The organism is Streptomyces sp. NPDC026538, assembly GCF_055567535.1.
On the sequence record NZ_JBVHQG010000007.1, the window covers coordinates 235962 to 248696 of the forward strand.

A 12735-nucleotide genomic window follows, 5' to 3' on the forward strand; every position below is an offset into this window, starting at 1 on the left:
CCCCGCCGAGATGGAACAGGTCCGGGCCCGGTGCAGGGGTCGGGCTGAGCGGGGGGCGGCGCCATCCTGTCGACGCCTTCAGAGCATCTCCAGGGGCGTGGGCCCGCTGGGCGGCGGGAACGCCTCGTCGAGGGCCTCGAGCGCCTCGGCGGGAAGGTGGAGGTCCACCGCGCCGCGGTTCTCCCGAACGTGGTCGGGTGATCCGGAACGCGGGATCGCGGTCACCCCCTGTGCCAGCACCCAGGCGAGTGCCACCTGGGCCGGCGTGGCTCCGAGGGCCCGGGCCACGGCGCCCAAAGCCTCGGCCTTCATCAGCCGCCCCTGCTCGATCGGGGAGTAGGACATGACCGTCACCCCTGCCTCGCGGCACCACGGGAGCAGATCCCACTCGATGCCGCGCCGGGAGAGGTTGTACAGCACCTGGTCGACGGCCACGGCCTCGCCGCCGGGGAGGGCGGTCAGCTCGACCATGTCGGCGACGTCCAGATTGCTCACGCCCCAGTAACGGATCTTCCCCGCCTCCATCAGGTCGGTGAATCCCGCAAGGGTCTCCTGGAGTGGCCAGCGTCCCCGCCAGTGGAGCAGGTAGAGGTCCAGCCGTTCCGCACGGAGCCGCCGCAGACTGCCCTCGCAGGCGGCGACGGTGCCCTTCCGGTCGGCGTGACCGGGCAGCACCTTGCTGACGAGGAAGACCTCCTCCCGGCGTCCCCGGAGGGCCTCCCCGACGAGCTCCTCGGCTGCGCCGTCGCCGTACATCTCCGCCGTGTCGACGACGGTCATGCCCAGGTCCACGCCCAGCCGCAGCGCGGCGATCTCCTATTCCCGCCGGGCCGGATCCTCGCCCAGGTACCAGGTGCCCTGCCCGAGCGCCGCGATCTCCTCATCGGAGGGGAGCGCGATCCTTCTGGCCGATTCCGCAGACATCTCGGGCCTCCCGTCCGCCGTGGATCCGTGTCACGCACGCCCGCACCGAGTGCCCAGGTCCGCGCCTCCCAGACAACCGGTGTCGCATGCGCCGCAGGGAGGTCAGGAGGGGCGAGCGGACTGCGCCGAGCGCGTGCCGGAACCAGGTGCGCGGTCGCGCAACGCGACGGCGACCGACACGACGGCGCCGCAGGAGAGGACCGCCGCGAAGCCGATCATCGCGGTCTGCACGGCGAAGTGCCGCAAGGCGATGCTGAACAGGACGGAGGGCAGGCCCATTCCGAGGTACGCGACGACGAAGAAGACCGCGAGGACCCCCGCGCGTGAGGCGGGCTCGGCCACTGAAACGGCACGTTCGACACCTCCCTTGAACAGCAGCCCGGAGCCGGCTCCCGACAAGGACACGGCGACCAGGTAGAGCCAGAGCGCCGGGTGGTACAGGGCGACGGCGCACAGGACCAGGCCGACCGGGAAGACCACTGCCCCCACGGTCAGGACCCTGGGCAGTGGGAGGCGCCCCAGCACCAGCTGGGCGACCGCCGCGGAACCGAACATGAGGAAGGCCGCCAGGCCGACCACGAGGTGCGAGTCGGTGTGCAGGGTGCCGTGGAGCACGCTCGCCCCGAGGGAGGAGATCAGGCCGAGGATCGCGAAGGCGAAGGCGCCCAGCGCGCCGGCCGCGCCGAACGTCCGCCCGCCGCCGGGGCGCAGGACGAACCTGCTGGGCGGTTCGGCCGCGGGCAGCTCCAGGTCCACGGTCTCCGGGGTGGACAGCACCAGCACCAGGCACACCGCCATGGCGAGCGTGAAGATCGCCTGGGTGGTGATCAGGGGCGTGGGAAGCCATTCGGCGGCGGCTCCGGCGACCAGGGGGCCTGAGGCCAGGCCGCCGAGGTTGGCGGCGGTGGCCACGATGCCGGGCAGCACCGAACCCGTCCGCTCCGGACGGGCCTCGTGGTGCAGGTCGTGCAGGTACGTCGTCGCGGTCGAGGCCATCAGCCCCAGTCCGACACCGTTCAGGATCCTGCCCGCGATCAGCCCCGGCAGGTCCCGCCACACGATCAGTACGACCGACGCGACGATGCCGACCAGCAGCGCCGGGACGATGATGCGGCGTCGGCCGAGCCGGTCCGACAGGTGTCCCAGTCCGAGGAAGGCGGCCGCCGCGCCCACGACCATCGAGGCGTACGCCACCGTGACCGTGGTCGCGCCGAAGTGGTCCCGGGCCTCATACAGCGGCCACAGCGGGGTCGGCGCGGTGCCGAAGGCCATCAGCACGGTGAAGGCCACCGCCACGAACCAGAAGCCGGTCGTGTGCGAGGCACGGCGCCGGGCGGGGGCGCGGGGCGGCAGGTCGGCGGGAGCGGGGGCTGGGATCCGGTGGGTCGGGTCGCCGGGAGCGTCGGTTGCGGGACGGCTCAGCGGCGTGGGAACGGCAGGCAGGGGTACCCCTCCTCGGGCGGAAGTGGATGACGTTTTCCATCCTCCTCACCAGCCCGGATCAATGCCAACGAATGTTTTTGCTGGGCTCGAGCACTGCGAGTGATACTTCTCGGGTGGAGCTACGTCAGCTGGAGCACTTCATCGCGGTCGCCGAGGAGCTGAGTTTCACGCGTGCCGCACGTCGGCTGCACGTGGTGCAGTCGGGGGTGTCCGCCGCGATCCGCTCCCTGGAGCGCGAGCTCGGCTGCGCGCTGTTCGAGCGCACGTCGCAGCAGGTCCGGCTCACCGGGGCGGGCGCGGCGCTGCTGCCTGAGGCTCGGGCCACCCTGCACGCCGCCCAGGTGGCCCAGGACGCCGTGCGCGAGGCACAGGACACGCTGCGCGGCACAGTGAACGTGGGCGCCATGGCCTCGGTCGAGGTGGTGGACCTGCCTGCGCTCCTCGGGCAGCTGCACGCGCGGCATCCGGCGATCGACGTCCGGCTGCGGCTGGCGACGACCGGCTCGGCGGGACTGGCGCACGCGTTGCTCAGCGGGGACCTGGACGTGGCCTTCCTGTCGCTGCCCGAGCACAAGCCCGCCGGGATCGACGCACGGGAGCTGGCCACCGTCCCGCTCGTCCTGGTGGTGGGCGCCGCCCATCCGCTCGCGCAGCGGGGAGAGGTGGCACTTGCGGACCTCGCGGGGGAACCCTTCGTGGACTTCCCGCCGGGTTACGGCAACCGCGAGGTGGTCGACCGGGCGTTCGCGGCGGCGGGCGTCGTACGCCGGGTGGCACTGGAAGTGCCCGACATCGACATGGGGGCGGCACTGGTCCGGCACGGTCTGGGCATCGCCTTCCTGCCCGCGTTCGCCGTTGCCCGCACCCCCGGCCTGCACGTCCTGGACGTCGACGGCACCATGCTCCGCTGGAGCATGCATCTCGGCACGTCGTCGACCCGGCGGCCCAGCTCGGCCCTGCGGGCGCTGCTCGACCTGGTCGACCTCCACGTCATCGCCCTGTGACGCCTGGGCCGCGGCCCAGGCGTCACCCGTCGGTGGTGTCCGGCTCCCTGCGTCCGCCTCGCTCCGGCCGCGACATCTGCCGCGGCATCCGCTGACGCTCACGCTGCCGTCGTCCACAGACGGCGTCGGACACCTTCTCGTCCCCTTCGAGGCTGGTGCCGAAGGCCCCGCCGATCATCGCGATGGCGGTGATGAACCAAGGCCCCGTCTTCTGGGGCGACGCGACCTCGCTGGAGCAAACCGAGGAAGGGCCACCCATCCACTGCGGCGCTGTAGCAGGGCAGGCCGCCCAGCTGGCTGCTGACACCGCTCGCGCGAAGGTTCCAGCGAGGCATCAGCCGGGTCCGCCCAGCACGATCTTCCACACACGCGTCGCCACCTGGAGGTTCAGCCGGTCCTCGACGTTGGCGAGGTCGTTGCCGCTGATGTCGCGGATGCGCTGGAGCCGATACCGCAGCGTGCTGCGGTGGATCGCGAGGGAGTCGGCGGTCTCGTCGTAGTTGCCGCCGCAGTCGAAGTACCGGGACAGGGTCTCCACCATGGCCGCGTGGTGCCGCGAGTCGTAGTCGATGAGCTGCCCGAGCCACTCGTGGACGAACCTCTCCAGTTCCCGGTAGTCGTTGCCGGGTCCCAGGATGCGGTAGAGGCCGAGTTCGTCGAAGAACGTCGTGCCGTAGCGCTCGCGGGAGTGGCGGCGCACTTCCAGGGCGCGCTGCGCCTCCTGGTAGCGGTGGGGGATGTCGTCCAGGGAGTCGGAAGGGGCGCTCACCCCGATCGTCCCGGACCGTGTCCCGGTCTCCCGGGCGAGCGCCTCGTACAGCGCGCGGGCGTGCGGCCTGTCGTCGGTTACCAGGACCACGTGGTCGGAACGTCGGGTCAGCAGCGAGCGCATGCCCACGGCAGAGGCCGCCCGGCCCACGGTCTGCGCGAAGGAATCGTCCGCGGTCCGGTTCGACCACTGCACCACGACGACGTAGTGGCTGCGGTGCAGATCGTGTCCGATTGCCTCCGACCGGGCGTAGGCGCTCGCAGCGTCCGTCCCCGCCAGGAGGTCGTCGACCAGCTCGCGGTGCAGCCTCAGCTCGACTTCGGCGAGATTACGCAGGTGCACCAGCTCCAGGGCGAGCGACGTGGCGGCGTGTTCCAGCGCGAGCACCGTGTGCTCGTCGGCGTCGCCCCGGGCATCGACCAGGGCCAGTACGCCCAGGGTCTCGCCGTGCGGGCGGACCAGGCTGATCAGCCGGTCCTTTATCCGCACCGGCCCGACCTCCCGGGCGACGGCGTGCAGCATCTCGTCCTGGCGCACGGGATCCGGTTCCGGATAGGGGTCGGGACGGCGGGGGCCGGTCCAGGACCTCAGCCGACCGAAGCGGTCCTCGACCAGCGCGGGGAGTCCAGTGAGCCTGTGCAGTGCGCGGGTGATGGCTTCCTCGCCGCCGCCCGAGGCAGCGACGTCGGCCATGAGCGTGTGAACGGCTCGCTGGTAGCCCAGCTCAGCCACGACGGAGATCAGCTGCCGCTGGAGAGCTGTGCGTTCGTCCCTCAGTCGGTGCAGCTCCAGCGCGTCCTCGCGTTGGCGGCGGTGTGCGAAGGCGACTGACAGCGCGGCAGCGGTGTGCCGGACGATCGTGGCGAGCAGGGAGCGCTCGGCCTCGGACGGCCGGGAGCGGGACGTCACCACGAGGTAGCCGTGGAGTCCCTCAAGTCCGCGTAGCCCCAGGGCCCGGCCCCAGGGCCTGCCGGGTACCGCCACAGGGCCGTCCTGCCCGGCCAGCTCCCGCACCCTCCGGCCCACGGCCGAGGCATGCGTCTGCCCGTTCCTCGGGCTGGGGACCAGGCCGCCGCCCACCTTGAGGTATCCGGCCTCGGCGCGGTATGGCCCCGCGGCGGCTATGTGGTCCATGGCCAGTCGCAGGATCTCGTCTTCGTCCGAGGTGTCGAACAGGGCGCGGGAAAGCACCATCAGGTCGCGGGGGTCATGGTCGGCCGGGGTGCGAGCGGACGAGCGGGGCTGTCTGCGCGCGGCCGTGGAGTGCCGCCGGGCGCTGCCCCGCACAAGGCTGCCCGCCCGGTCGGGGCAGCGGTGGTACGGGCTGTGCGTCCGGCTGCCGGCCATGGGATCACTCCGTTCTCCCCGAGCCTGCAGGGAGGCGAGCGGTATTTCGCATACCCGCTCCCGGCCGGCTTACCCGAGATGTTCGGATTCTTTCTCTCGTACTCGTAGGACGACCGGACCCGTGCATTCCTGACTCGCCAGGCGCAGGCGTGGAGCCACTCGGTTCGTCACCCTGGGGAGTGCTCGAGACCCTCCGTGCGCACCGGTGGGAAACCGGCGGAGGTCCCACCTCCACCTGAACGAACGTGATCCGGAGAGTCGACGCAGGCGCTGCACCGGGAGGAGTTCCTCATGGCCAAGGCAGTGGGCATCGACCTGGGCACCACCAACTCGGTGATCGCCGTGTGGGAGGGCGGCGAGCCGTCCGTCGTGCCCAACAGCGAGGGCAACCGCACGACACCGTCCGTGGTGGCCTTCACCGACACCGGGGAACGTCTGGTGGGCCAGCTGGCCCGGCGCCAGGCGATCCTCAACCCGAAGGGCACCATCTACTCGGCCAAGCGGTTCATCGGCCGGCACTTCGACGAGATCTCCGAAGAGGCCAGGGCGGTGGCGTACGACGTCGTCGAAGGCGACGGCGGGGCGGCCCGCTTCAAGGTGCGCGACAAGCTCTACGCGCCTGAGGAGATCAGCGCACAGGTGCTGCGCAAACTCGCCGACGACGCCTCCAAGCAGCTCGGGGAGCGGGTCACGGAGGCGGTCATCACGGTGCCCGCCTACTTCAACGACGCTCAGCGCACCGCCACCAAGGACGCCGGACGGATCGCGGGACTGGAGGTGCTGCGGATCATCAACGAGCCGACGGCGGCCGCCCTCGCGTACGGCATGGACAAGAAGGAGCACGAGACCGTCCTCGTCTTCGACCTGGGCGGCGGCACCTTCGACGTGAGCATCCTCGACGTCGGCGACGGCGTGGTGGAGGTGCGTTCCACCGCCGGTGACAGCCACCTCGGCGGCGACGACTTCGACCGGCGTCTGGTGGACTACCTGGCGGACGACTTCCAGAAGGAGAACGGCATCGACCTGCGCAAGGACCCGCAGGCGCTGCAACGACTGTTCGAGGCGGCGGAGAAGGCCAAGACCGAGCTCAGTTCGGTGACGCAGACGCAGGTCAGCCTGCCGTTCATCACCGCCGACGCCTCGGGCCCCAAGCACCTCACCGACTCGATCATGCGGTCCACGTTCGAGCAGATCACCGGCGACCTGGTGGAGCGCTGCCTGGGACCGGTCCAGCAGGCGATGGCCGACGCCAAGGTCGGCGAGAGCGACATCGACGAGGTCATCCTCGTGGGCGGTTCCACGCGTATCCCGGCGGTCCAGTCCCTGGTCCGCCGACTGACCGGCGGCAAGGAACCCAACATGAGCGTCAACCCCGACGAGGTCGTGGCCCTGGGCGCCGCGATCCAGGCCGGGGTGCTCAAGGGCGAGGTCAAGGACGTCCTGCTGCTCGACGTCACACCCTTGTCGCTGGGCGTGGAGACGCGCGGCGGAGTGATGACGAAGATCGTCGAGCGGAACACCACCATCCCGGTACGCCGCAGCGAGACCTTCTCCACCGCGGAGGACAACCAACCGGCCGTCGACGTGGTGGTGCTGCAGGGCGAGCGTGAGTCCGCGGCCGACAACCGCGTGCTCGGCCGGTTCCAGCTCACCGACATCCGGCCGGCGCCGCGGGGCGAACCACAGATCGAGGTCACCTTCGACATCGACGCCAACGGCATCCTCAACGTCAAGGCCCGCGACCGGGACACCGGCAAGGAACAGGGCATCACCATCAGCGAGAGCTCCAACCTGGACCGCAGTGAGGTCGAACGCATGGTCCAGGAGGCCGAGCGCAACCAGGGCCAGGACCAGGCACTCCGCGAGGCCGTCGACGCCCGCAACGAACTCGACGCCATCGCGTACCAGGTCGAGAAGCGCCTCGCCGAACTGGGCGACGCAGCGCCGGCGCACGAGAAGGCACGTGCCGAGATGCTCGTGTCCGACGCCCGGGCGGCGGTCAAGGAAGAGGCGGGCGTGGAGCGTGTGCGGCCCCTGACCTCCGAACTCCAGCAGGTGCTCGCCGGGCTGGCGGCCCATCAGGGCGCCGCTGCCACGGGCGGTCCCGGCCAGGACGCCGCCACCGGTGGTCCCAGCGGCGGTGGTGGCGGTGACGACGATGTCATCGACGCCGAGTTCGACAAGGGCTGAGGCGCGCCATGCCCACCTACCCCCAGGAACACGACCGGGCAGCGTCGGATCCGGTCGAACCGGTCCCGGAAGGCGCCGTACGCCCTCCGCGCGGGGATTTGCCGCAACCGGGCCCGCCGACCCGGCCGGAAGCGGCGAACGGCGGACCGGGGCCCGACGCCGCCGGCCCCGCGTCTGCCGAGGACGAGTACACGACCGCGATCCAGGAACTGGAGGACCGCTGGCGGCGCGCACTCGCCGACCTCGACAACCTTCGCAAGCGTCACGCCAGGGAACTGGAGCGGGAACGGGCGGTCGAGCGGTCCCGCACGGCGGCCGCCTTCCTGCCCGTCCTCGACAACCTCGAACTCGCCCTGACCCATGCCGGCGCCGATCCGGGCGCGGTCATGGAGGGCATCCGCGCCGTTCGCGACCAGGCGGTGAACGTCCTGGAACTGCTCGGCTACCCGCGGCACGCGGAGACCGGCGTGCCCTTCGACCCGGCCCGGCACGAGGTGGTCGGCGTCGTCCAGGACGCCGACGCCCCGCCGGGCACGGTCGTCGAGGTGCTGCGCCCCGGCTACGGGGACGGCGAGAGGCAGCTCAGGCCGGCCGCGGTGACCGTCGCGAAGCGGGAGTGACCGGTCATGGCACGGGACTACTACGAGGTGCTGGGCGTGTCGCGGACCGCGAGCCAGGACGAGATCCAGCAGGCGTACCGCAAACTCGCCCGCAGGTACCACCCCGACGTCAACAAAGACCCCGGGGCGGAGGAGCGTTTCAAGGACCTCAACGAGGCACACAGCGTCCTGTCCGATCCCAAGACCCGGGCCCGCTACGACCGCTTCGGCGAGGACTTCCGCAAGATCCCCGAGGACTTCGACGAACGGATCGCGGCGGGAGCGGGCGGCGGCTTCCGCGGTCGGAGGACCGCGGGCGGGGGCGGTCCTCGTGTCCGGTACGCCACCGGCTTCGGCGACGACTTCGGCGCGGAGGGCATCGACATCGAGGACCTGTTCGGCTCCATGTTCGGAGCCGGCGCCGCCCCAGGCGGCGTCCCCGGAGCGGATCAGGAGGCCGAGCTGCCGCTCACCGTCGAGGAGGCGTACCGAGGCGGCCGTCGCACCGTCACGCTCGCCGGTCCCACCGGGCAGCCGCGGCGGTACGAGGTCGACGTGCCGCCGGGCGTCACCGAAGGGCAGCGCATCCGGCTGGCGGGCGAGGGCGGCCGGGGCAGTGGTGACGCCGCCGCGGGCGACCTGTACCTGCGGGTGCGTATCCAGCCCCACCCCCGGTTCCGGCTGGACGGCCGCGACGTGCACGTCCAGGTCCCGGTCGCCCCCTGGGAGGCGGCCCTGGGTGCGACCGTGCCGGTGCCCACGCCCGGCGGCGGCACGGCCAAGGTCACGGTGCCCGCGGGGTCGTCCAGCGGTCGGCGGCTGCGGCTGCGTGGCGAGGGCATGCCGAACCCGCGCGGCGCGAACGGCGACCTGTACGCCGAGCTCCGCATCATGGTGCCGCCGACCCTCGGCGACCGGGAGCGCGAACTGTTCGAGGAGCTCGCCGCCACCTCCTCGTTCGACCCCAGGAGGACGCGATGAACGACCGACCCGCAGGAGCGGCAGGCATCGGCCGGGCCGGCGGGGGCGCCCGTCCGGTACGAACGGGCGCCGACATCACCGCCTCGACGGCTGTCCGGTACGCGCTCGTGCCCGCCCCCAGGCTCTCTCTCGACGCCGTGGCCCGTCGCTCGGGCCTCCACCCCGATCTGATCCGCCGGTTCGTCGCCCTCGGCCTGGTCGACGCCGAACGCGACGGCGCGGGGCGCCTGGTGTTCGACCCCACGGCCCCGGCGGTTCTCGCCCGCATCCAGCGGCTGCGCACCGGACTCTGCCTCAACTACGCATCCATCGGCCTGGTGCTCGACCTGCTGGACCGCATCAGCCTGCTCGAAGCCGCCCTGCGCGGCCGCGGCACGAGGAGTGAAACACCCCCATGGACATGAACCGTCTCACCCAGAAGTCCCAGGAAGCCCTCCAGGAGGCCCAGACCGCGGCCGTCGGCATGGGGCACACCGAGGTCGACGGTGAACACCTGCTGCTCGCACTTCTCGATCAGGAGGACGGTCTGATCCCGCGGTTGCTGCAACAGGCCGGCACCGAGCCGAAGGAACTGCGCGCGGCCGTGCGTGAGGAACTCTCCCGCCGCCCGAAGGTCACCGGCCCCGGCGCGGCACCCGGCCAGGTCTTCGTCACCCAGCGCCTCGGCCGCCTGCTCGACGCCGCCGAACGGGAGGCCAAACGCCTCAAGGACGAGTACGTGTCCGTGGAGCACCTTCTGCTCGCCCTGGCCGAGGAGAGCTCTTCGACCGCCGCCGGACGCCTGCTCAAACAGGCCGGCATCACCAGGGACTCGTTCCTGAGCGCGCTCACCCAGGTCCGCGGCAACCAGCGCGTCACCTCCGCCAACCCCGAAGTGGCCTACGAGGCTCTGGAGAAGTACGGCCGCGACCTGGTCCTCGAGGCTCGGTCCGGGCGGCTGGACCCGGTCATCGGCCGTGACGCGGAGATCCGCCGCGTCACCCAGATCCTCAGCCGCAAGACCAAGAACAACCCCGTCCTCATCGGCGACCCCGGGGTCGGCAAGACCGCCATCGTCGAGGGCCTGGCCCAGCGCATCGTTCGCGGCGACGTCCCCGAGGGCCTGCGCGACAAGACGGTGTTCGCCCTCGACATGGGCTCCCTGGTCGCCGGCGCGAAGTACCGCGGTGAGTTCGAGGAACGCCTCAAGGCCGTGCTGTCCGAGGTGAAGGCCGCCCAGGGGCGCATCCTGCTCTTCGTCGACGAACTCCACACCGTCGTAGGAGCGGGCGCCGCCGAAGGGGCCATGGACGCGGGCAACATGCTCAAGCCGATGCTCGCCCGCGGCGAACTCCACATGATCGGCGCCACCACCCTCGACGAGTACCGCAAGCACATCGAGAAGGACGCCGCCCTCGAACGCCGCTTCCAGCAGGTCCTGGTCGACGAGCCGAGCGTGGAGGACACCATCTCCATCCTGCGCGGACTGCGCGAACGCCTGGAGGTCTTCCACGGCGTGAAGATCCAGGACACCGCGCTGGTCTCCGCGGCCACCCTCAGCCACCGCTACATCACCGATCGATTCCTGCCCGACAAGGCCATCGACCTCGTCGACGAGGCGTGCGCCCGGCTGCGTACCGAGATCGACTCGATGCCCGCCGAACTCGACGAGATCACCCGCCGCGTCACCCGCTTGGAGATCGAGGAGGCGGCCCTGTCCAAGGAGACCGACCAGGCCAGCAAAACACGCCTGGAGGAGCTGCGCAGGGAACTGGCCGACCTGCGCGGCGAGGCCGACGCCAAACACGCCCAGTGGGAGGCCGAACGGCAGGCGATCCGCCGCGTGCAGGAACTGCGCCAGGAACTGGAGCAGGTCCGCTACGAGGCGGAGGAGGCCGAACGCGCCTACGACCTCAACCGCGCCGCCGAACTCCGCTACGGCCGACTCCAGGACCTGGAGCGCCGACTCGCCGCGGAAGAGGAGCAGCTGGCCGCCAAACAAGGGCAGAACCGGCTGCTGCGCGAGGTCGTCACCGAGGAGGAGATCGCCGAGATCGTCGCGGCCTGGACCGGCATCCCCGTCTCCCGCCTCCAGGAGGGCGAACGCGAGAAACTGCTGCGCCTCGACGACATCCTGCGCGAGCGCGTCATCGGCCAGGACGAAGCCGTCAAACTCGTCGCCGACGCCATCATCCGCGCCCGCTCCGGCATCCGCGACCCTCGCCGCCCCATCGGCTCGTTCATCTTCCTCGGCCCCACCGGCGTCGGGAAGACCGAGCTGGCCAAGACCCTCGCCCGGACCCTGTTCGACTCCGAGGAGAACATGGTCCGCCTCGACATGAGTGAGTACCAGGAGCGGCACACCGTCAGCCGGCTCATGGGCGCACCGCCCGGATACGTCGGCTACGAGGAAGGCGGCCAGCTCACCGAGGCCGTGCGCCGCAAGCCGTACTCGGTCGTGCTGTTCGACGAGATCGAGAAGGCGCACACCGATGTCTTCAACACCCTGCTGCAGATCCTCGATGACGGCCGCATCACCGACGCTCAGGGCCGCACCGTCGACTTCCGCAACACCGTGATCATCATGACGTCCAACATCGGCTCCGAGCACCTCCTCGACGGCGCCACCGCCGAAGGTGAGATCAAGCCCGACGCCCGCGCCCTGGTGATGGGCGAGCTGCGCGGGCACTTCCGCCCGGAGTTCCTCAACCGCGTCGACGACATCGTGCTGTTCAAGCCGCTCGGCGAGCGGCAGATCGAGCGGATCGTGGAGCTCCAGTTCGACGAACTGCGCCAGCGGCTCGCCGAACGCCGCATCACCGTCGAACTCACCGACGCCGCTCGGGAAGCGATCGCCCACCAGGGCTACGACCCGGTGTACGGGGCCCGGCCGCTTCGGCGTTACATCTCCCACGAGGTCGAGACGCTGGTCGGGCGCGCCCTGCTGCGCGGCGACGTCCAGGACGGCGCGACGGTCCGCGTCGACGCCGAACACGGAGAGCTGGTGGTCACCTACGACCAGCCCGAGGACGTGAAGGGAGCACGGGCGGCATGAGCACGATGCAGGCGACGACCGTCAGTTGTCCGAACTGCGGGCGTACCAACCGGGTGCCCGTGGCCGCGGAGGGCCGTCCCAAGTGCGGCAACTGCAAGCAGCCCCTACCGTGGATGGTGGACGCGGGCGACGACGACTTCACCGAGGTCGCCGAACGGGCCGACGTCCCCGTCGTGGTCGACCTGTGGGCCACCTGGTGCGGCCCCTGCCGCATGGTCAGCCCCGCGCTGGAGAAGGTCGCCACCGATCTCGCCGGCCGCATCAAACTCGTCAAGGTCGATGTCGACAAGAACCCGCGGCTGTCACGGCGTTTCGAGGTTCAGGCGGTACCGACACTGCTCGTCCTCGACCAGGGCGAGACGCTCGCCCGGCAGGCGGGGGCGGCGCCCGCCCCCGCTCTGCGCCAGTGGGTGGAACAGTCGATCACGGCCCGGGAAGGGTGAT

The 12735-nt window shown here is 71.2% G+C and carries 9 protein-coding genes and 1 pseudogene; 7 read left to right on the forward strand and 3 right to left on the reverse strand.

The window, feature by feature from the left end:
- Nucleotides 1-78 precede the first annotated feature (78 nt).
- Nucleotides 79-924: pseudogene (locus tag ACZ4N4_RS27685) on the reverse strand (aldo/keto reductase).
- Between the two features lie 102 nt (nt 925-1026).
- Complete coding sequence (locus ACZ4N4_RS27690; RefSeq protein WP_467593418.1) at nt 1027-2220, reverse strand: MFS transporter; 1194 nt, start codon at nt 2218-2220, stop codon at nt 1027-1029.
- A gap of 260 nt (nt 2221-2480) precedes the next feature.
- On the opposite strand from ACZ4N4_RS27690, the gene ACZ4N4_RS27695 reads away from it, so the two are divergent.
- Nucleotides 2481-3371, forward strand: a complete 891-nt coding sequence (locus ACZ4N4_RS27695) for a LysR family transcriptional regulator (RefSeq protein WP_467593421.1) — start codon at nt 2481-2483, stop codon at nt 3369-3371.
- Nucleotides 3372-3705: 334 nt separating this feature from the next.
- On the opposite strand, the gene ACZ4N4_RS27700 is transcribed toward ACZ4N4_RS27695, so the two are convergent.
- On the reverse strand, nt 3706-5487 hold the full coding sequence (locus ACZ4N4_RS27700) for a PucR family transcriptional regulator (protein ID WP_467593423.1): 1782 nt from the start codon (nt 5485-5487) through the stop codon (nt 3706-3708).
- Between the two features lie 291 nt (nt 5488-5778).
- On the opposite strand from ACZ4N4_RS27700, the gene dnaK reads away from it, so the two are divergent.
- The 6 genes from dnaK to trxA are packed head-to-tail and all read left to right on the forward strand — an operon-like array spanning nt 5779 to nt 12734.
- Nucleotides 5779-7677: a molecular chaperone DnaK gene (dnaK, locus tag ACZ4N4_RS27705; RefSeq protein ID WP_467593426.1), complete on the forward strand. Its 1899-nt coding sequence runs from the start codon at nt 5779-5781 to the stop codon at nt 7675-7677.
- Between the two features lie 8 nt (nt 7678-7685).
- On the forward strand, nt 7686-8297 hold the full coding sequence (locus ACZ4N4_RS27710; protein WP_467593429.1) for a nucleotide exchange factor GrpE: 612 nt from the start codon (nt 7686-7688) through the stop codon (nt 8295-8297).
- A 6-nt stretch (nt 8298-8303) separates the two neighbouring features.
- Nucleotides 8304-9257 (forward strand): DnaJ C-terminal domain-containing protein, encoded by a 954-nt coding sequence (locus ACZ4N4_RS27715; RefSeq protein WP_467593432.1) that lies wholly within the window; start codon nt 8304-8306, stop codon nt 9255-9257.
- Entirely contained in the window at nt 9254-9661 is a 408-nt protein-coding gene (locus ACZ4N4_RS27720; RefSeq protein ID WP_467593435.1) for a chaperone modulator CbpM, read from the forward strand. The genes ACZ4N4_RS27715 and ACZ4N4_RS27720 overlap by 4 nt, the downstream gene beginning before the upstream one ends.
- Nucleotides 9652-12291: an ATP-dependent chaperone ClpB gene (gene clpB / locus ACZ4N4_RS27725; RefSeq protein WP_467593438.1), complete on the forward strand. Its 2640-nt coding sequence runs from the start codon at nt 9652-9654 to the stop codon at nt 12289-12291. The genes ACZ4N4_RS27720 and clpB overlap by 10 nt, the downstream gene beginning before the upstream one ends.
- Nucleotides 12288-12734: a thioredoxin gene (trxA, locus tag ACZ4N4_RS27730; protein WP_467593439.1), complete on the forward strand. Its 447-nt coding sequence runs from the start codon at nt 12288-12290 to the stop codon at nt 12732-12734. Before clpB ends, trxA begins: the two co-directional genes overlap by 4 nt.
- Nucleotide 12735: the final 1 nt, after the last annotated feature.

What these genes read in the sequence shown, in the direction of transcription:
- dnaK (WP_467593426.1), top strand. Translation starts at nt 5,779, where the DNA reads ATGGCCAAGGCAGTGGGCATCGACCTGGGCACCACCAACTCGGTGATC.
- ACZ4N4_RS27710 (WP_467593429.1), top strand. Translation starts at nt 7,686, where the DNA reads ATGCCCACCTACCCCCAGGAACACGACCGGGCAGCGTCGGATCCGGTC.
- trxA (WP_467593439.1), top strand. Translation starts at nt 12,288, where the DNA reads ATGAGCACGATGCAGGCGACGACCGTCAGTTGTCCGAACTGCGGGCGT.
- ACZ4N4_RS27700 (WP_467593423.1), bottom strand. Translation starts at nt 5,487, where the DNA reads ATGGCCGGCAGCCGGACGCACAGCCCGTACCACCGCTGCCCCGACCGG.
- ACZ4N4_RS27720 (WP_467593435.1), top strand. Translation starts at nt 9,254, where the DNA reads ATGAACGACCGACCCGCAGGAGCGGCAGGCATCGGCCGGGCCGGCGGG.
- clpB (WP_467593438.1), top strand. Translation starts at nt 9,652, where the DNA reads ATGGACATGAACCGTCTCACCCAGAAGTCCCAGGAAGCCCTCCAGGAG.
- ACZ4N4_RS27715 (WP_467593432.1), top strand. Translation starts at nt 8,304, where the DNA reads ATGGCACGGGACTACTACGAGGTGCTGGGCGTGTCGCGGACCGCGAGC.